Consider the following 18946-nt stretch of genomic DNA (forward strand, 5'->3'; position numbering starts at 1 on the left):
AGGGGGCGGCAGCACCGCCGCCCTCGACGCCGGCGGTCGGCTGTCGCTGGCGACGGCGCCGACCTTCACGGTCATGGCGCGGCCTGGCGGAGATGCCTCGTTATGTCCCGGGCAAGTTGACGGATCAGTTGCGGTCGTCCGGGAAGCTGGGAATAGGCAAGAACTCGACGCCGTCGTCGGCGAGGCTCTTGGCCTCCTCCAGCGTCGCCTCGCCATAGATGCCGCGCGGATCGCTCTCGCCGAAATGGATTTTGCGCGCTTCCTCGGCAAACTTGTCGCCGACATAATCGGCGTTCTCGCGCACCTTCTCGGCCATGGCCTTCAATTGCGCCAGCGCCTGCTTCTGGGCCTCGCCCATGGCGAGCGCGATCTTTTCCTGGTTGCGCCCGGTCGAGACCGCGGGCGCCATCAGCGCCTTGTCGACCTTACGCGAGCCGCAGGCCGGGCAATCGACGAAACCGCGCTTCTTCTGTGTGTCGAAATCGTCGTTGCTGCGGAACCATGCCTCGAATTCGTGCTCGTGCTCGCAGGTTAGGGAAAAGCGGATCAAGAGGCGGCACCCCTGAGCGGCAGCGCGTCCACCGGACCGGCGTTGACGGCAAAATCGCGTGCGTTCTTGAGGTTCGGTATCTTCTTGCGCGCTGCGACCGACTGCGCCGGGTCGATTTCGGCGACGATCACCGCCGGCTCGTCATGCGCTGCTTCGGCGATGATGCGGCCCCAGGGATCGACGATCAGCGAATGGCCATAGGTTTCGCGACCGTCTTCGTGCACTCCGCCTTGCGCGGCGGCGACGACATAGGCGCCGTTCTCGATGGCGCGCGCCCTGAGCAGCACATGCCAATGCGCTTCGCCGGTCTGGCGGGTGAAGGCGGCGGGCACCGCAAGCAGATCGGCGCCGGCCAGCGCCTCGGCGCGGAACAGCTGCGGGAAGCGCAGATCGTAGCAGACGGCAAAGCCCAGCTTCGCGCCATCGATTTCGGTGACGACAGCCTCCGTGCCCGGCTCATAAGCGGCGGATTCGCGCCAGCTCTCGCCATTGTCGAGATCGACGTCGAACATGTGGATCTTGTCATAGGTGGCAATCGTGGCGCCGTCAGGCCCGAACAGAAGTGCGCGGTTGGCGAGCTTGCCGTCGGCGCGCAGAATGGCGGTCGAGCCGATATGCAGGAAGATGCCGAGTTCGTTGACCAGCTTCCGCGACGTCGAGACGATGATGTCTTTGTCTTCGGAGGTGAACGAAGGGGCCCGGGCTTGGCTGTCGCGGATCAGCGCGCCGGTCATTTCCGGGGTCTGGATGTAGCTCGCGCCCAGGCCTGCCGCCTCGCGCACCAGCCGTTCCAGATCGACCGCATTGCGCTCCGGGCTGGTTCCCGAACGCATCTGGATCGCCGCCGCCTTGAAACCAGTCATCGTCATGTCCTTACCTGGCCGAGCCGTTGGCGAGCAATCTGTCCAGCCGTCCTTCCGCCTCCAATTCGTGGAGATCGTCGGAGCCGCCGACATGCGTGTCGCCGATGAATATCTGCGGAAAGGTGGAACGGCCGTGAGCCCGGGAGATCATCTCCTGGCGCAGCTCCGGCGAGAAGGAGGCGTCGTGCTCGGTGTAGGCGACACCCTTCCTGTCGAGCAGCCGCTTGGCCGCAGTGCAATAGCCGCACATCATCCGCGTGTAGATCGTCACATCGACCATCGGTCAGCAACCCTGCCTCGTTCCGCTGTCATATAGGCTATATAGGCGCCGATTCGTCGGCCCGAAAGTCCCCCGGCAGCACGCGCGCGAAGGTCAGTACGTCGACTGCGCCGGCACCGCCCTTTTTTAACGCCCTGGCGACCGCACGGACCGTGGCGCCGGTGGTGTAGACATCGTCGATCAACAGCACCCGGCGGCCGGCGATTTCGATCTCCGCTTCATCAGGCACTGTGAATGCGGCGCGCACATTTTCCTCGCGTTCCCGCCGCTCCAGCCCGACCTGCTGGCGCGTGAGTTTGACGCGCTTGATGGCTGATGGCGCGAAGGGCCGATCGCCGAGCTGCGCCACCGCCCGCGCCAGTTCCGCCGACTGGTTGAACTGCCGCCTGAAGAAGCGCCGCCAGTGCAGCGGCACCGGCACGACCACGTCGGCCTCGGCGATGAGCTCGGCACCGGCGCGAAGCATCCAGCGCGCCATCCACGGCGCCAGATCGGTGCGGTCCTGGTATTTCAGCCCTTGCACCATCTGGCGGGCCACGCCGGAATAGGCAACCGCCGCGCGCGCGCGCTCGAATGGCGGCGGGTCGGCTATCGCCTCCGCCGACAGGAACCCCTCACCCATATTGTGGGTGAACGGCGTGCCCATCACCGGGCACCATGGCCGTTCCAGCAGCCTGAGTTTCGGCCAGCAGGCGCCGCACAACACGCCGGGTTGCGAGACATGGCGGCGGCAGCCGGCGCAGACCGGCGGGAACAACAGGCGCGCCGGCCAGCCCAATGCCTTGCGGGCAATGCTCTTGATCGCAATACGCTTGATCTCCGGCATGGGATCGGCCACGTGGTTGGTCCTCCGCATCACTATATCAGAGAGCGAAGCACAAGGACCTGCCCATTGCAGCTTGTAATCGACACCTCGCTCTGGCTGGCGCACAAGCGTCGGGCACTGGCCCGCCCTATCGCCGGGGCGGATTTCCTCATGCGGCGGGCGGCCGAGGATCTTGCCGACCGGCTCGGCGCCGTCGAACGCAAGTTCGGCAAGGCGGCCTCATTGTTTTGCCAGACGCCGGCAGCAGCAGAGGTGCTCGCAGAAAGCGGCAAGGTAGCGGAAAACGTGCGCGTCGAGGCCGACGCCGCTTTCCTCGACGGCCGGCCAGGAGTGGTGGCGCCGTTGGAAACCGTGCCATTCGAGCCGGAAAGCCTCGATCTCGCTGTCTCGCTGCTGTCGCTGCAGGCGATGAACGACATTCCCGGCATGCTGGTGCAGATCCGCCGGGCGCTAAAGCCGGACGGGCTTTTCCTCGGCGCCTTCGCGGGCATAGGCACGCTCTCCGAACTGCGCGAAAGCCTGCTTGCCGCCGAGACCGAGCTCTACGGCGGCGCCAGCCCGCGTGTGATCCCGTTCACCGATGTCCGCGACGCCGGCGTGCTGCTGCAGCGCGCCGGCTTGGCGCTGCCGGTTGCCGACGTCGAGACGATTACGGTGCGCTACGATTCCCTCTTTGGCCTGGTCGCCGACCTGCGCGCAATGGGCGAGACCAGCGCGCTTGTCGACCGCAGCAGACGGCCGGGCACCCGAGCGCTGTTCGCGCGCGCCGCCGAAATCTATGCGGAGCGGTTTTCGGACGCCGATGGCCGCGTCAGGGCGAGTTTCTCGGTGGTCTGGATGTCAGGCTGGGCGCCCGATGCCTCTCAGCAAAAACCGCTGAAGCCGGGCTCCGCAAAAATATCGCTGAAGACGATCCTGGAAAACCCCGGCGGCCCCTGAGCATATCCCTGCGCAAAAGCTAGGCGTAGCCCCTGCGCAACAGCCGAGCGAATCACTGCGCAAATGCGTTGGCAAGCCTGCTGCTGTTGTCGCTGAACAGCCACTCGATCGCACCGGCAGCCTGGCCGATGCCTGTGACAATGGCAAGCGACAGCACGGCCACGATCAAACCATATTCGATAGCCGTCGCACCCCTCTCGTCTTCTAAAAATCGTTGCAGCAAGATTTTCATGGGCGCCCATCCCTCTTGCCGGAACCTAGCGCCGACCCGTTAAGAAAGGTTAACGTGACAGGCTTAACGCGCGGTGAAACAGCTGCATTCCAATGCATGTCGCGCAAAAGTGTGCAGCGGTTTTGCGATAACGACATGCATCGAAACATAAGCGCGTCGCACGAGGCCGGTCGAACGCGACGCGCTTCAGATATCTGTTGAGGACGTCAGCAGTCACCGCTGCTTCTGCCATCGGCCCGAATGACGCAAACCGAACTGGGCAGCGGCTGCAGCACGCTCTTGCGCAGCGTATAGCTGTCGCGCTGGCCGATCGAGCCGGTGCTCATTGTATCAAGCCCATCGCGGGCAAACTGCGATCGGGTCCGGCTGTCGAGGTAGGGTGTCGCGATCAAGGCCAGAGCCACCGCGGCCGAGCCGAACAAAAGGGCGATGCGCAATATTCCCATGCCAGCATTGGCGGCGCCAGGAAGGCGATCGGGCCAAGGCAAGTCCCAGTCCTTGTCGAAGCTTATGCAAATCGCTCCCCAGCGGTGGAATCGGCGTAACCGCTTTGCGTCAATTTTTCACGGCCAGATAAATCTTTCATTAACGCTGCTGATATCGCTTCGCGGAGCTGCCCGGTTTATGGGAGATCGGCCGTTACAGCAGATCGATGAGGAACTGGATCAGCGGGGCATCGGCCGGCGGCATTGGAAAATCGCGCATCTGGCGCGGCCGCACCCATTTCAGCACCTGCCGTTCCTTCGGCTGGGCAATGCCGCGGAAGCGACGGCAGACGAACAGCGGCATCAGCAGGTGAAAATCATCGTAGGAATGGCTGGCAAAGGTGAGTGGTGCCAGGCAAGGGATATCGGTCTCGATGCCGATCTCCTCATACAGTTCGCGGATCAGGCATTGTTCCGGCGTTTCGCCGGGCTCGACCTTGCCGCCCGGAAACTCCCATAGGCCGGCGAGTTGCTTGCCTTCGGGCCGCTGCGCCAAAAGCACGCGCCCGTCGGCATCGACCAGCGCGCAGGCCGCAACCAGGAGCAGGCGCTTGCCGAGCGTGTCTGAGCCGCTCATGCGCCTTGTGGCCGGCGATAGTGATAGCGATAGACTTCGTCGAATCCGAGCGAACGGTAAAGCGCCAGCGCCGGCGCGTTGTCCGCCTCGACTTGCAGCCAGGCTTCCCGCGCCCCGCGCAGTCGCGCCCATTTCAGCGCCGATCGGATGAGGTGGCGGCCATGGCCCTGGTTGCGCACCGATCTGTCGGTGGCGATCTCGAACAGCCCGGCAAGGTCGCCGTCATGCACGCAGATCAACGTTGCCAGCGGCTCGCTGCCGTTCTCCAGCGCAAACAGCCCGGCCTCCGGCTGGATGGCGCCAATGATCTCCGACAGGCCGGGCCGCAGCGACACATCCGAGCCGCTCACCTTGAGCGCCGCGCCGATGAAACGGCTGATGTCCTTCAACGGAATCTGGTCCATGGCGTCGTCGAGCATAGCGTCCGCCAGCGGCAGCCGCATGACCAGCGACTCCGCGAATGTGCTCCAGCCCTCGCTGTCGAGGTACTTTGAGAGATCCGGCCCCGACAGCGGCGAGATGCGAAAGGTCAGCGGCCTGCCATAGGCGTCGAAGCGACGGCTGGCGCGGCCGATGCGCTCGGCAATGTGCTGAATGTCGCCCGGATCGAGCGGATTGACCGAATTCAGCCGCTTGGCCGGGTGGCCAGCCGTCAGCCGCACCACCCAGGTGCCATCATAATGGACGGCGGCCGCCGGCCAGGCGCGAAAGCCGGCCGCCTCGTAGCGGCGCACGATCGCCAACACGCTTGCCGGATGTCTGGAGGCCAATGTCATCAGCTCCGATAATCGCCATTGATGGCGACATATTCCTTGGTGAGATCGCAGGTCCACACCGTCGCCTTGCCGCGGCCGATGCCGATATCGGCGCGGATGCGGATCTCGTCGCGCTTCATATACGCCGAAGTCGCCGCTTCGGAATAGGCGGCGTCGCGCTCGCCCTGAAATGCCAGGCGGTTGTCGCCGAACCAGATCGACAGAAGGTCGCGGTCGGCCGGTTCGCCGGCCTTGCCGACGGCCATGACGACACGGCCCCAATTGGCGTCCTCGCCGGCGACTGCCGTCTTGACCAGCGGCGAATTGGCGATCGACAGCGCAATGCGCTTGGCCGAGCGGGCCGATTTGGCCCCGGTGACGGTGACCTCGACCTGCTTGCGGGCGCCCTCGCCGTCGCGCACCACCTGCAGCGCCAGCGATTTCAGCACCTTGCCGAGGGCACGGCGGAACGCGCCGAGGCGCGCATCCTTGGGGTCGGAAATTGCCGGCGCGCCACGCCTGGCGGCAGCACCTGTGGCGAACATCAGCAGCGTGTCGCTGGTCGAGGTGTCGCTGTCGACGGTGACCGCGTTGAAGGTCTTGGCCGTGCCGCGCGACAACAGATCCTGCAGCACCGGTGCTGCGATCGGCGCATCGGTGGCGATGAAGGAAAGCATCGTCGCCATGTCGGGCGCGATCATCCCCGCGCCCTTGGCGATGCCGTTGATGGTGACGTCGGCATTGCCGAGCTTGACCGTCGCGGTCGCCAGTTTGGGATAGGTGTCGGTGGTCATGATTGCCTTGGCGGCTTCGGTCCATAATTCCGGCTTGCCGTCCTTGATCAGCCCGGCCAGCAGGTGGCTGAACTTACCAGTATCGAGCGGTTCGCCGATGACGCCGGTCGAGGCCAGGAACACCTCGCCCGCTGTGCAGCCGGCCGCCTTAGCCGCCGTCTCGCCCGTGAGTGCCGTCGAGGCGCGGCCCTTCTGGCCGGTAAAGGCATTGGCATTGCCGGAATTGACGACCAGAACGCGCGCCTTGCCCGCCGTGAGGTTCTGCCGGCAGAAGTCGACCGGCGCCGACGGGCATTTCGACCTGGTAAACACGCCCGCGACGGTGGTTCCGGCGTCGAACACCATGGCCAGCAGGTCGGTGCGGTTCTTGTATTTTATGCCGGCCTCGGCGGTGGCGATGCGCACGCCCTCGATGGCCGGCATCTTGGCATATTTCTTCGGCGCGAGCGGCGAAACCTGTGCGGACATAGAAGACCCCGGGGCGGGAAAATCGCGAAAGGAACGCCGGTTTGCCCGATAGCGCGCGTCGGCGCAAGCCGTTTTCACAGCCGTTACGGGTGCCGGACGCCTGACACTGCCTCATGCCGCAAGCAGGGCTGTTGCAAATTTGTTGGCATCGCTGCGGCCGATAGCGCTATGATCCTGCCCTATGGGCAGGCTTGTGGTCTTGGCACTGGCGTTTCTGGGCTTTCTGCTGCTGCGCGCGGATGCGCAGACGGCGCGGCGCGTGGCGCTTGTGGTCGGCAACGGCAGCTACGCCAAAGCCGGCACGCTGGCCAATCCCGTCAACGATGCGCTCGACATTGCCGACAAGCTGCGCGCCATCGGTTTCGAAGTGATCGAAGGCAACGATCTCGGGAAGCGCGAGCTCGAACGCAAGATCGGCGAATTCTCCGATGCGCTGCAAGGCGCCGGTGCCGGGCTGTTCTACTATGCCGGCCATGGCCTGCAGGTCGACGGGCGCAACTTCATCGTGCCGGTCGACGCCAGGCTGGACATGCCGGTCAAGCTGCAGCTCGAGGCGGTGCCGATCGACGAGGTCCTCGACATCATGGAGCAGCAGACCAAGGTCAGCCTGGTCTTCCTCGATGCCTGCCGCAACAACCCGTTTGCCCGAAGCCTCAGCCGCAGCGCCACGACGCGCTCGGCGACGGCTCTCGCCGGCCTCGCCCAGTTCGAGTCGACACGCGGCTCGTTCATCGCCTTCTCGACGGCGCCCGGCGCCGTCGCAATGGACGGGACGGAGCGCAACTCGCCCTTCGCCGCCGCACTTTTGCGGCATATGGCGGAACCCGGACAAAGCATCAACGACATGATGATCGCGGTGCGCCGCGATGTCGTTTCCGCAACACGCGAGGCGCAGCGTCCCTGGGAGCAGGGATCGCTGCTCGAGCGTTTCGAATTCGTGCCGGGCGGAGACAGTGCCCAGCAACCGAAACCGGCCGTCACCCCGGCGCCCGCGTCTGAGGTCGCAGCGCTCGAACGCTCCGTCGGCGACAAGGGCGCCATCGAGCAGTTTCTGCGCCACGACTATCTGGCGCCTGATGCCAAGGCGATGCGCGAGACCGTCAAGCGGCTTTACGGTGCGTCGGCCACCATCTACGGCACGCGCTACGACAGCGAGGCCATCGTCAAGGTCAAGACCGACTGGTTCGCGCAATGGGCATCGTGGTCGTTCGGTCTTGAGCCCGGCAGCCTTGAGGTGACGCCGCACGGCAAGGACCGCGCCGATGCGGTTTTCGCCATGACCTACGATTATGTGCCGAAGGACCACTCGGCGCAGCGGCTGACCGGCAAGGCACGGGTCATGCTGGAACTCGTGCTGGCCGACGGCGAGTGGCGCGTTGCGTCGGAAACGTCGCAGGCGCTGGAATGAACATCACCGGACCGCTGGGTTAATGAACCCGCGAAACGCCCGCTGCACGCCCGGAATCAGTCCCCAGATCATGATCGAGACCATCAGCGGCGCGATGACCAGTGTACGCTGCCAGATTTGCCACTCCTTGGTCAGCGGAAAAACCATGTACAAAATGGCAGTGATCAGCGGGTAGACGCCGAGCAGCACCAGCAGGGCGAAGCGCAAGCGCGAAAAACGCGTGGCGACAGTCGAGGTCATTGCTGTTCTCCTTATCGTTACGGAACGTTCCGTTACATATGAAACGGATCGTTTCGTTTCGTCAAGGGGCTGTGTATGATGGCTGCTGAGATCATCGGCAAGGAAGACGAGATGGGCGAAACCACCGATCCCGGGCGCAAATCAGCCGGCGCACGGCGCAGCCCCGAAAGCGCCGATGCCATTCTCGATGCCGCCGAAGCGGTACTGGTCGAAGCCGGCTATTCCGGCTTCTCCATCGAGGCGGTGGCGCGGCGGGCGCGCGCCGGAAAACCGACGATCTATCGCTGGTGGCCAAGCAAGGCCGCTCTGCTGCTCGACGTCTACCAGCGGCAAAAGCGTGTCGACAATCCCGACACCGGGAACCTTGAGCAGGACCTCGTCGGCTTCCTGAAGAGCTTGTTTGCGCACTGGCGCGACACATCGTCGGGCAGCGTGTTCAGATCGCTGATTGCCGAGGCGCAGTCGGACGAAAAAGCGGCCGCCGCCCTTGCCGAATACGCGAGAGGCCGTCGTGTCCACACCGGCCAGATGGTCGAACGCGCCAAGGCAAGGGGAGAGGTGGCAGCCGATGTCGATGCCACTGTCGTCGCCGACCTGATCGCCTCGTACGCCTGGACGCATCTTCTGACGAACCGCCTCGACGAGGACGAAGCGACGCTGCACAGGGCGGTCGGCTATGTCTTGAAAGGCATCGTCGCTGGCGATGCCGGCGATGCCACGGCGGTCCGGCGGCGGCGTCGACGCATCATCGTTCGCCCTACCAAATAGAAGCGACAGGGCGGCAGCGCGCCCTGTCGTAGCTCAATCTGGCCTATTTCGCGCTTTCCAGTGCGTCGACCGTCTTCTTCAGGTTGGCATCGGGGATGTCGACCTTGGCGTTGGCGCGCAGCGACTTGACCAGCGCGAAATACTTGTCGCGGATGACCGCCTGGCGGGCCTGGTCCTTGACCTCGTCGAAGGCCGGCGGCTGCTTGGTGCGCTTGTCCTCGACCTTGATGACGTGCCAGCCGAACTGCGACTGTACCGGCTGCTCGGTGTATTTGCCGACCGCCAGCGCAAACGCCGCCTTGTCGAATTCCGGCACCATCTGGCCAGGCCCGAACCAGCCGAGATCGCCGCCGCTGGTCTTGCCGCTCGGATCGCTGGTGTGCTCGTTGGCAAGCTTCTGGAAATCGGCACCGCCGTCGAGCTGCTTGATGATGGCGTCCGCCTCTTCCTTCGTCTTCACGAGGATGTGACGGGCGTGCACCTCGTTGGTGGGCGGCGTGTTGGCGATTTCCTGGTCGTAGCGGGCGCGGACCTCGGCATCGGTAACTTTGTTGACGACGCCCTTCTCGACCATTTCGCCATGCAGCGCGCGCTGCTGCAGGAATGCCATGCGGCGCTGGAAGTCGGGATCCTTGTCGAGGCCGGTGGTCACCGCCTGGGCCGCCATCACGCGGATTTCGATCGCCGCCGACAGCGCCGCGGCGCGGCGCTGCTCGGGCGGAAGCTGCGCGAACTGCTGCGACAGCTCGCCCTCGGCAAGCCCAAGGTCTGCCTCGGTCAGCGTCTGGCCGTTGATGGTGGCGACCACGGCGTTCGGATCGACCGGCTTGGCCGCCGGGGCGGGTGCCGCCGGCTGGGCAGGGGCGGCTTCCTGCGCCATCAACGGCGACAGCGAGAGGGCCGACAGCCCGAATGCCAGACCAAGGCTGGCGAGCGACGCGCGGCGGAACAATACAGACATTACGATTATCTCCAAAGCGGGGTAGCTAGAGCGGAATGGCTTCCAGACCAGCAGGATTGTGGCGGAATTTGGCGCGGTCGACAGGGCGAGCGCGGCGTTGACATCGAATGAGCCCCCTCTTATCTGTCCAACGACTTTGCGTCCAGAACCGTTTTCCGGGCGCTTTTTGCGTTTGTCCGCGTTCACGCGGATTTGATGGGGGCCGGCCGGCGCCCGTCGCAATGACTTGGAATGCTATCGAAAGGGCCATTGGATGGTCAGTCTCGGCGGTCTCGCCCGTAAGGTTTTCGGCTCCTCCAACGATCGTCGGGTCAAATCGACCCGGCCGCGCGTCGAGGCGATCAATGCCATGGAAAACGAGATGCGGGCGCTTTCCGACGCCGAGCTTCAGGCCCGCACCGACAAATTCCGCCAGGACATCGCCAACGGCGCCAGCCTCGACGACCTTCTGGTGCCGGCCTTCGCTACCGTGCGCGAGGCCGCCCGCCGCGTGCTCGGCATGCGGCCGTTCGACGTGCAGCTGATCGGCGGCATGGTGCTGCACAATGGCGGCATCGCCGAGATGCGCACCGGCGAAGGCAAGACGCTGGTGGCGACGCTGCCGGTCTACCTTAACGCGCTCGCCGGCAATGGCGTCCATGTCGTCACCGTCAACGATTACCTGGCCACGCGCGACTCCGAATGGATGGGCCGCGTCTACAAATTCCTCGGCCTCAAGGTCGGCGTCATCGTCCACGGCCTGTCCGACGAGGAGCGCCGCGTCGCCTACGCCGCCGACGTCACCTACGCCACAAACAACGAGCTCGGCTTCGACTATCTGCGCGACAACATGAAATACGAGCGCGCCCAGATGGTGCAGCGCGGTCACAGCTACGCCATCGTCGACGAAGTCGATTCCATCCTGGTCGACGAAGCCCGCACGCCGCTGATCATTTCCGGTCCGCTCGAGGACCGTTCGGAAATGTACAACACCATCGACACCTTCATCATCCAGCTGCAGCCGCAGGACTACGAGATCGACGAGAAGCAGAAGACCTCGATCTTCACCGAAGAAGGCACCGAGAAGCTGGAGAACATGCTGCGCGATGCCGGCCTGCTCAAGGGCGAGTCGCTCTACGACGTCGAGAATGTCGCCATCGTCCATCACGTCAACAACGCGCTGAAGGCGCACCGGCTGTTCCAGAGGGACAAGGACTATATTGTCCGCAACGGCGAGATCGTCATCATCGACGAGTTCACCGGCCGCATGATGCCCGGCCGCCGCTATTCGGAAGGCCTGCACCAGGCGCTCGAGGCCAAGGAGCATGTGGCGATCCAGCCGGAGAACCAGACGCTCGCCTCGGTCACCTTTCAGAACTATTTCCGCCTCTACAAGAAGCTCGCCGGCATGACCGGCACGGCGCTGACCGAGGCCGAGGAATTCGCCAACATCTACAATCTCGACGTCACCGAGATCCCGACCAACCTGCCGGTCATCCGCATTGACGAGGACGACGAGGTCTACCGGACGGTCGAGGAGAAATACAAGGCGATCGTCAAGGAGATCAAGGAAGCCCGCTCCAAGGGCCAGCCGACGCTGGTCGGCACGACTTCCATCGAGAAGTCCGAGCAACTGGCCGAACGCCTGCGCAAGGAAGGTTTCAAGGATTTCGAGGTGCTGAACGCCCGCCACCACGAGCGCGAAGCGGCGATCGTCGCCCAGGCGGGCAAGCCCGGCGCCATCACCATCGCCACCAACATGGCCGGCCGCGGCACCGACATCCAGCTCGGCGGCAATGCCGACATGCGCATTGCCGAGGAGCTTGGCGACATGCCGGCCGGCCCCGAGCGCGAGGCCAGGGAAAAGGAAATCCGCGACGACATCGCCCGGCTGAAGGAAAAGGCACTCGCCGCCGGCGGTCTTTATGTGCTCGCCACCGAACGCCATGAATCGCGCCGCATCGACAACCAGTTGCGCGGCCGCTCGGGCCGCCAGGGCGATCCCGGCCGCTCGAAATTCTTCCTGTCGCTGCAGGACGACCTGATGCGCATCTTCGGCTCCGAGCGCATGGACGGCATGCTGCAGAAACTCGGCCTCAAGGAAGACGAGGCAATCATCCATCCGTGGATCAACAAGGCGCTGGAAAAGGCGCAGAAGAAGGTCGAGGCGCGCAACTTCGACATCCGCAAGAACCTGTTGAAATATGACGACGTCTCGAACGACCAGCGCAAGGTGGTATTCGAGCAGCGCATCGAGCTGATGGACGGCGAAGGTCTGTCGGAGACCATCACCGAGATGCGCGAAGGCGTCATCGAGGAGATCGTCGCCAAGAACATTCCCGAAAACGCCTATGCCGAGCAGTGGAACGTCGCCGGGCTCAAGGCCGAGATCGCCGAATTCCTCAATCTCGATCTGCCGGTCGAGGACTGGGTCAAAGAAGAAGGCATTGCCGAGGACGACATCCGCGAGCGCGTCAGCCAGGCTGCCGAAGCCGCCGCCAAGGAGCGCGCCGAGCGCTTCGGCCCCGACGTGATGACCTATGTCGAGCGTTCCGTGGTGCTGCAGACGCTCGACCATCTGTGGCGCGAGCACATCGTCAATCTCGACCATCTGCGCTCGGTCGTCGGCTTCCGCGGCTATGCCCAGCGCGATCCGCTGCAGGAGTACAAGGGCGAGGCGTTCGAGCTGTTCCAGGCGATGCTGGGCAATCTGCGCCAGGCCGTCACCGCGCAATTGATGCGCGTCGAGCTGGTCCGCCAGGCGGCGGACGCGCCGCCGCCCGAGGCCCCCGACATGTTCGGCAGCCATATCGACGGCAGCACCGGCGAAGACGATTTCGACGGCGGCGAGACGGCCGTGCTGGTCCGCCAGGAAAGCAACGCCATCGTCGCCCCCGAAGACCGCGACCCGAAGAACCCGGCAACCTGGGGCAAGGTCGGCCGCAACGAAGCCTGCCCGTGTGGGTCGGGCAAGAAGTACAAGCATTGTCATGGGGCGTTTGCGTAAGGCTGCGCTTTCCTTCTCCCCGTGATGGGGAGAACGTGACCGAGGGGCGGATGACGCGCAGCGCAGGGCTTGGCGACTAGCCAATCTCCCCACCTGAGGGGGAGATGGCCGGCAGGCCAGAGGGGGGCGGTGTCCCGCCGACACCAAAATACGCATTTCGAATTTTCTGTATCTCGACCGGCGGTGGTGTTTGAGTTTGAAATCTAATAGCCGGGTGACGCACGCGCTGATGTCCGCGCTTCATGAAGATCGGAACCTGCTAAAGTGGGTAAAGACACTACTTTGATTCAATAACCCCGTTCGAGGTCGATCTTGTTGGACAGAGGCTCTCCTCTGGCGACTTGACCGCAGAGATCGGCGGCCTGGTCGATTCCAGAATCCACCCAGAAGCTCGCGACATGAGGTGTGACGGTCACCTTGGGATGAGTCCACAACGGCGATGAAGCCTCCAGCGGTTCACGCTCAAACACGTCAAGACAAGCACCAGAAAGCTGACCTTCGTCGAGAGCGCGGATCAGGTCGGCTTCGTTGACATGCGCGCCCCTGCCGACATTCACAAGGTAGGCACCTCGCTTCATTTTTCCAAAGGCACTCAAGTTCAGTATCCCACGAGTCTCACCAGTCAGGGGAAGTGAACAGATAACGTAGTCCCGACTTGTGAGTGCGCCCGCAAGCTGGGCACGGCCAAAGTAACTGTGTATGCCAGGAAGCGTCTTTTGATGACGAGACCAGACTGCTGTGTCGTAGCCAAAGTCCGCAAACAGCTTTGCGGCCCAGCCACCGATCCGGCCCGCACCAAGCACAACTATTCTTGTCTCGGAGATCTTCCGCGGCGCGATCGGATTCCACAACTTGCGGGCTTGTAGACTCATGTAATCCGCAACATGCCGTTGCTGGCAGAGAACGCGAAGGACGATGTACTGCACCACTTCCGAAGCCTGCTCACGCGTTGCGAGCCTGATGAGCGGAACACTCTTGGGAAAGCTCTGAAGATCAATACCCTCGACACCGGCTCCCAAATAGACGACGGCGCTTAGCCCCGTCATGGCATCAAAAAAGCCAGGACTGGCGCCCTTGTCGATCAGCACAATATCTATGTCACTTTTGTTCCCGGCGTCTGGCCAAAGCCTGAACTCCAGCTGCGGCACACGGGTTTTCAGCTCAGCAGCCCACACTTGTGCATCAATGTAGTCAGGATACTCATTGACCATCAGAACGGTAATGGGCTCGCCTAACACTTCGCCCCTCCCAGATTCAGGTAATCAGGCATCCACCGGATTACCGTTCTGTTGAGACTGAGGTTTGCGCAAACTGGCACCAGTTGCAAGATCAGACCCCGGCAAAAATGGCGTTGGTGATCCGCCAAAGCCGTGATGTCTGCCCGCTGCTGGCCGAGGATGTCGATTTCGCTTTCTTCAAGGCATAGTTCTCCCCTTGTTTTGCTGAAACGCATGACAACCGGGCCGGTCACGCCGGTGATGGATGGGGCGATGGCCGGAGTTCCGCGATCAGCCGCAGGATGTCGGTGAAGAGTTGCCTCGGGATAGCGACCTCCGCATCTGGAAGGCGACATAACGCCCATGGCTGATAACCTCGGCAACGATCTTGATGAGCTTCTTTGTGAGCTGGTAAGTGGTGCCAGAACATCCTTCCTGGCCTTTAGGTCCGGTTGGCATTCTTAGTTCTCCGCATGGCTAAAGACGACAGCGCCGTTGTCCTTACGAACTTCAACGGACACGATTCCATCGTCACCCTTTCGGGTTTGGAACATGGAGGTTGCATGATCTTTCGCGGTCTTCTCGTCGTCGAAGATCACCTTGTCGACGATGCCCTGCCTTCCATACCAAATGACAGTGTAGACCATTGTTGCTGCCATGCGTTCCGCTAAGCATATAGGCGTTTTCGCATATGGGGCAAACGAGATAGGCGTTTCCGCGTATTTCAAACTGAGACACTAAAGAGCAGGGTGAAGGGTTGCGCGAATGATGAATATGAAGCAGCGCGCCGCCCCTCATCCGCCTGCCGGCACCTTCTCCCCGTGAACGGGGCGAAGGAACACCCACCCAACCGTTTCTTAATGTGTTTTCGCTACACGCATAGCCAGAAAAGAAGCGGAAAACGGAGTGTGATCGGGGTGCGCTTTTCCGCGGCGACGACAGCCGGGCGGTTCCTGCCGCAGCGCTTTGCGCTGCGCATAAGGCCGCTGCTTGGCCTGATCGATGCCGTGCTGTTCAGCGCCGGCGAGCGCGGCGAAGCCGGCCGCATGTCGCTGATCGCCTTTTCGGTCCGCATCGTCAGCGCCGTCATCGCCTTCGTCAGCCAGGTCTTGATGGCGCGCTGGATGGGCTCGTTCGAATACGGCATTTTCGTCCTCGTCTGGGTAACGATGGTCATCGTCGGCAACCTCGCCTGCCTTGGCTTCCACACCTCGGTCATCCGCTTCATTCCCGAATATCGCGAGCGCGGCATGCTGGCCGAATTGCGCGGCATCGTGCAGGCCAGCCGGCTGTTCGTGCTGGTTGCCTCCACGGCGATCGCCGGGCTCGGCGCGCTCGGCGTCTGGCTGCTGTCGCCCTTTATCGAAGACTATTATGTCGTGCCGTTCATCCTCGGCATCATCTGCCTGCCGATGATCGCCATGTCCGACCTTCTGCAAGGGCTGGCGCGCGCCAATTCCTGGGCGCTGTTTGCGCTGTCGCCGACCTTTCTGGTGCGGCCGCTGCTGATCCTGGCGTTCATCGCGCTGATGCTGCTGGTCGGCTACGCGCCGGATGCCAAAACGGCGATCTTCGCCGCGATCGCCGCCACCTATGCCACCACGCTCGGTCAGCTCATCGGCGTCACTTCACGCATGGACAGAAGGATCCCGGCCGGGCCGATGAAGCTGCATTTCGGCCAGTGGTTCATCGTCTCGCTGCCGATCTTCCTGGTCGAGAGCTTCTTCTTCCTGCTCACCAATGCCGACGTGCTGATGGTCGGCGCCTATCTCGATCCCAACGACGTCGCCGTCTATTTCGCCACCGTCAAGACGCTGGCGCTGGTGCATTTCGTCTATTTCGCGGTCAAGGCCGGTGTCGCCCAGCGCTATGCGCAGTTCACTCATGGCGAGCCGCAAAAGCTCGCCGCCTTTGCCCGCGAGACGGTGTCGTGGACGTTCTGGCCGTCGCTGGCGATGGCGCTGCTGGTGCTGACGCTGGGCGAGCCGATGCTGACCCTGTTCGGCCCGGAATTTGCCGCCGGCTATCCGCTGCTGTTCCTTTTGGTGTTCGGCGTCGTCGCTCGGGCCGCCGTCGGCCCTTGCGAAAGCCTGCTCACCATGAGCGGCAACCAGAATATCTGCGCCGCCGTCTACGCCATGACCCTGGCCTTCAACATCGCCCTCAACGTCGTGCTGATCCCGCTCTTCGGCCTGTGGGGCGCGGCGATGGCCACCGCCTTCGCCATGATCTTCGAGGCCGGCGCGCTGTCCTTCACGGTCTGGCGCAAGCTCGGCATCGTCATGGTGATTTTCGTGCCCGCCAAAGGAGCCGCCTGATGGCTGCCGTCCCCTTGCTCGAGGAAACCAGCGGCGGCCCGGCCGGTGCCATGGTGTCCGGCCTTGCCGGGCTTGCCCGCGAAGCTGATCCCGCCCATATCGAGATCCTCGCCAACAACCGGCCCGAGCGCAAGCTTGCCATCTATCCGGCCTCCGCCGGCTTCGACCTGGTCGAGGAGCTCGACTATCTCTGCACCCGCACGATCGAGCCGAACGTCTTCTTCAATCCGCGCTTCCTGGCTCCGGCCATGCCCAGGCTCGAGGACCGCGAGGTGCGGCTGGCGGTCATCCGCGACGGCGACCAGTATCGCAACCGGCTGCGCCTGCTGGTGCCGTTTTCGGTCGAGCGGCCGATGGTGCCGCTCGGGGTTCCCGTCATGCGCACCTGGTCGAGCCCGTTCGGCCCGATCGGCACGCCGCTGGTCGACCGCGACGATCCGATCGGCGTCATCGAGGATTTCTTCTCGATGCTGTCCAGGCCGCATCTCAAGCTGCCGAAGGTCTTCGTGCTGCCCGACATAAGGCTGGATGGCCCGGTGGCCAGCCTGCTCGCCAGCGTCGCCGAGACGCGCGGCCTGACGCTGGTCACCACCGGCAAGGCCGACCGCCCGGTGCTCGAAAGCGAGCTCGACGGCGAGGCGTATCTGAAGGCTTCGCTGCGCGCCCACCATTATCGCGAGTTTCGCCGCCTGAAGCGCCGCCTCGCCGACCTCGGCCGGCTGGAGCATGTCGTGGCGCGCGGGCCCGACGAGATCCGCCACGCCATCGAAAATTTCCTGACATTGGAGGCCGCCGGCTGGAAAGGCCGCGAGCGCACCGCCATGGCCATCGACCGCTACCGCGCCGCCTTCGCCCGCGAGGCGGTGCACCGGCTGGCCGAGCAGGATCTTTGCCGCATCCATTCGCTGACGCTCGACGGCCGCACCATCGCCTGCCTGGTCGTCTTCGTCGAGGCCGGCGTCGCCTATACCTGGAAGACCGCCTATGACGAGACGCTCGCCGCCTATTCGCCGGGCACGCTGCTGATGATCGAGGTGACCAGGCAGCATCTCGACGACCCCAACATCATGATGACCGATTCCTGCGCGGTGCCCGACCACCCCGTGATGAGCCGGCTGTGGAGCGAACGCAAGCCGATGGGCACGCTGGTGATCGGGCTGACGCCGGACGCCGACCGCCCCGCCCGCCAGGCGGCCTCGCAGCTTCACCTCTACCGCGAGACCCGCAACATGGCGCGCCTGCTGCGCAACCGGATGAGAAGCCTGCTGCGGCGACGGTAGCGCATCGGGTCCAAAGGGGGGACCCGGCCCAGCCGACCGTCTCCGCACCATCGACCTGCTCGGGCCTAGGTCGTCAGGGTTAATTCTCCCGATCAGCGGAAAGGATTAGCATCGACGCAGTCCCAACAGGGATGAGGCGATCAATTACGGCCGCGCGTCCAGCATCACTGCCGCCTCGGTCCTGCACGGCCAGAAGAAAAATCTGGGAGGAATGCATGACGAAAACAACTCACCTCAGGTGTCTCGGTATCCTCACATTGGCAGGTCTCGTCGGCGCGTGTCTGAACGCCGCCGCTCCTCGGGCCGCCGAACCCGACAAGGCCGAGATCGATGCCCTGCGTAAATCGCTGTCCAGGTATGAAGACTACAAGGTTGCCATTCGCGAGCTTTATCTGTCGACGGTTGGATGCGTCTTCTACAGCGGCGAAAAGGTAGAGGGAGCGATGGACTACCCGAAGGGCGCGATGGGCATCCATTTCGTCAACGTCACGACTGTCGGCCCGACCGCGGATCCGACGCGCCCCAATGTGCTGATCTATGAGCCGGTCGGCGGCGAATTGCGCCTGGTCGGTGTGGAATGGCTCGTGCCCTTGACGCCGGACACCAAGGAGCCGCCGAAGCTCTTCGGCCAGACATTCATGGGGCCTATGGAGGGGCATTATCCGCTCATCCCGAAGGAGTTCCACCACTACGACCTTCACGCCTGGCTGTTCAAGGAGAACCCACTCGGAATGTTCAGCCCGACGAACCCGGACGTGAAATGCGACAATTATGCGTTTCCGATGCCGGAGCAGCCGACCAAGATGGTGCCGGGGCCGATGTGATAGCGGCTCGGGCTGCGATCCGCAGCTTGCCAGGAAGGGCTGCCGGATCTCAGACGTTATCCCAGAGGACGCTCCTGGGATAACGCCCAAGTAACCTCTCGAGGTTTCCCGGAAGAAAATGGTGCCCTCAGCCCGGATCGAACCGGCGACGCATCGGCAGCCTAGGGCAATTTCG

At 63.6% G+C, this 18946-nt stretch carries 20 protein-coding genes; 7 read left to right on the forward strand and 13 right to left on the reverse strand.

Going from position 1 to position 18946, the window contains the following annotated elements:
* Positions 1-124: 124 nt before the first annotated feature.
* Genes NKH37_RS20870 through NKH37_RS20885 form a run of 4 tightly spaced genes read right to left on the reverse strand, consistent with a single transcriptional unit; the run spans position 125 to position 2531 of the window.
* Complete coding sequence (locus NKH37_RS20870; RefSeq protein ID WP_352483544.1) at positions 125-550, reverse strand: DUF1178 family protein; 426 nt, start codon at positions 548-550, stop codon at positions 125-127.
* Positions 547-1413, reverse strand: coding sequence for a carbon-nitrogen hydrolase family protein (locus NKH37_RS20875; RefSeq protein WP_353006090.1), 867 nt, complete (start codon positions 1411-1413; stop codon positions 547-549). The genes NKH37_RS20870 and NKH37_RS20875 overlap by 4 nt, the downstream gene beginning before the upstream one ends.
* 10 nt (positions 1414-1423) lie before the next feature.
* Positions 1424-1693, reverse strand: coding sequence for a glutaredoxin 3 (gene grxC / locus NKH37_RS20880; RefSeq protein ID WP_023721036.1), 270 nt, complete (start codon positions 1691-1693; stop codon positions 1424-1426).
* Between the two features lie 37 nt (positions 1694-1730).
* Positions 1731-2531, reverse strand: a complete 801-nt coding sequence (locus NKH37_RS20885) for a ComF family protein (protein WP_352847635.1) — start codon at positions 2529-2531, stop codon at positions 1731-1733.
* Between the two features lie 54 nt (positions 2532-2585).
* On the opposite strand from NKH37_RS20885, the gene NKH37_RS20890 reads away from it, so the two are divergent.
* A complete protein-coding gene (locus tag NKH37_RS20890) occupies positions 2586-3458 on the forward strand; it encodes a methyltransferase domain-containing protein (RefSeq protein WP_023721038.1) in 873 nt (290 codons plus the stop codon).
* Positions 3459-3510: 52 nt separating this feature from the next.
* Here NKH37_RS20890 and NKH37_RS20895 read toward each other — a convergent pair whose 3' ends face one another.
* The 5 genes from NKH37_RS20895 to argJ all read right to left on the reverse strand — a co-directional run bounded on the left by NKH37_RS20895 (position 3511) and on the right by argJ (position 6769).
* Positions 3511-3690 carry a Flp family type IVb pilin gene (locus tag NKH37_RS20895; RefSeq protein ID WP_023721039.1) on the reverse strand — a complete coding sequence of 60 codons (180 nt, stop codon included), beginning with the start codon at positions 3688-3690 and terminating at the stop codon, positions 3511-3513.
* Positions 3691-3896: 206 nt separating this feature from the next.
* Positions 3897-4202, reverse strand: coding sequence for a hypothetical protein (locus NKH37_RS20900; protein ID WP_023721040.1), 306 nt, complete (start codon positions 4200-4202; stop codon positions 3897-3899).
* Between the two features lie 127 nt (positions 4203-4329).
* Positions 4330-4752, reverse strand: a complete 423-nt coding sequence (locus NKH37_RS20905; RefSeq protein WP_352895386.1) for a (deoxy)nucleoside triphosphate pyrophosphohydrolase — start codon at positions 4750-4752, stop codon at positions 4330-4332.
* Complete coding sequence (locus NKH37_RS20910) at positions 4749-5528, reverse strand: GNAT family N-acetyltransferase (RefSeq protein WP_352641400.1); 780 nt, start codon at positions 5526-5528, stop codon at positions 4749-4751. The genes NKH37_RS20905 and NKH37_RS20910 overlap by 4 nt, the downstream gene beginning before the upstream one ends.
* On the reverse strand, positions 5528-6769 hold the full coding sequence (gene argJ / locus NKH37_RS20915; RefSeq protein ID WP_352847627.1) for a bifunctional glutamate N-acetyltransferase/amino-acid acetyltransferase ArgJ: 1242 nt from the start codon (positions 6767-6769) through the stop codon (positions 5528-5530). Before argJ ends, NKH37_RS20910 begins: the two co-directional genes overlap by 1 nt.
* Positions 6770-6950: 181 nt before the next feature.
* Between argJ and NKH37_RS20920 the strand changes: the two genes are divergently transcribed.
* Positions 6951-8177, forward strand: coding sequence for a caspase family protein (locus NKH37_RS20920; RefSeq protein WP_352895388.1), 1227 nt, complete (start codon positions 6951-6953; stop codon positions 8175-8177).
* 3 nt (positions 8178-8180) lie between these two features.
* On the opposite strand, the gene NKH37_RS20925 is transcribed toward NKH37_RS20920, so the two are convergent.
* The gene (locus NKH37_RS20925) at positions 8181-8417 is read right to left on the reverse strand and encodes a putative antibiotic biosynthesis monooxygenase (protein WP_352483537.1); all 237 of its coding nucleotides are present in this window, start codon (positions 8415-8417) and stop codon (positions 8181-8183) included.
* Positions 8418-8528: 111 nt separating this feature from the next.
* On the opposite strand from NKH37_RS20925, the gene NKH37_RS20930 reads away from it, so the two are divergent.
* Positions 8529-9185 carry a TetR/AcrR family transcriptional regulator gene (locus tag NKH37_RS20930; protein ID WP_352483567.1) on the forward strand — a complete coding sequence of 219 codons (657 nt, stop codon included), beginning with the start codon at positions 8529-8531 and terminating at the stop codon, positions 9183-9185.
* 43 nt (positions 9186-9228) lie between these two features.
* Here NKH37_RS20930 and NKH37_RS20935 read toward each other — a convergent pair whose 3' ends face one another.
* A complete protein-coding gene (locus NKH37_RS20935) occupies positions 9229-10146 on the reverse strand; it encodes a peptidylprolyl isomerase (protein ID WP_023721047.1) in 918 nt (305 codons plus the stop codon).
* A 253-nt stretch (positions 10147-10399) separates the two neighbouring features.
* Between NKH37_RS20935 and secA the strand changes: the two genes are divergently transcribed.
* On the forward strand, positions 10400-13132 hold the full coding sequence (gene secA, locus NKH37_RS20940) for a preprotein translocase subunit SecA (RefSeq protein ID WP_353006092.1): 2733 nt from the start codon (positions 10400-10402) through the stop codon (positions 13130-13132).
* A gap of 287 nt (positions 13133-13419) precedes the next feature.
* On the opposite strand, the gene NKH37_RS20945 is transcribed toward secA, so the two are convergent.
* Both NKH37_RS20945 and NKH37_RS20950 read right to left on the reverse strand, forming a co-directional pair.
* On the reverse strand, positions 13420-14370 hold the full coding sequence (locus NKH37_RS20945; RefSeq protein ID WP_156948167.1) for a 2-hydroxyacid dehydrogenase: 951 nt from the start codon (positions 14368-14370) through the stop codon (positions 13420-13422).
* A gap of 440 nt (positions 14371-14810) precedes the next feature.
* Positions 14811-14996, reverse strand: a complete 186-nt coding sequence (locus tag NKH37_RS20950) for a hypothetical protein (RefSeq protein WP_031194557.1) — start codon at positions 14994-14996, stop codon at positions 14811-14813.
* Positions 14997-15266: 270 nt separating this feature from the next.
* On the opposite strand from NKH37_RS20950, the gene NKH37_RS20955 reads away from it, so the two are divergent.
* The 3 genes from NKH37_RS20955 (at position 15267) to NKH37_RS20965 (ending at position 18771) form a co-directional block, all read left to right on the forward strand.
* A complete protein-coding gene (locus tag NKH37_RS20955; protein WP_352641410.1) occupies positions 15267-16667 on the forward strand; it encodes a lipopolysaccharide biosynthesis protein in 1401 nt (466 codons plus the stop codon).
* A complete protein-coding gene (locus NKH37_RS20960; protein WP_352641392.1) occupies positions 16667-17947 on the forward strand; it encodes a GNAT family N-acetyltransferase in 1281 nt (426 codons plus the stop codon). The genes NKH37_RS20955 and NKH37_RS20960 overlap by 1 nt, the downstream gene beginning before the upstream one ends.
* A gap of 215 nt (positions 17948-18162) precedes the next feature.
* Entirely contained in the window at positions 18163-18771 is a 609-nt protein-coding gene (locus tag NKH37_RS20965) for a hypothetical protein (RefSeq protein WP_353006093.1), read from the forward strand.
* Positions 18772-18946: the final 175 nt, after the last annotated feature.

The sequence above is a fragment of the Mesorhizobium sp. M1217 genome (genome assembly GCF_040318275.1).
Lineage (GTDB): Bacteria > Pseudomonadota > Alphaproteobacteria > Rhizobiales > Rhizobiaceae > Mesorhizobium.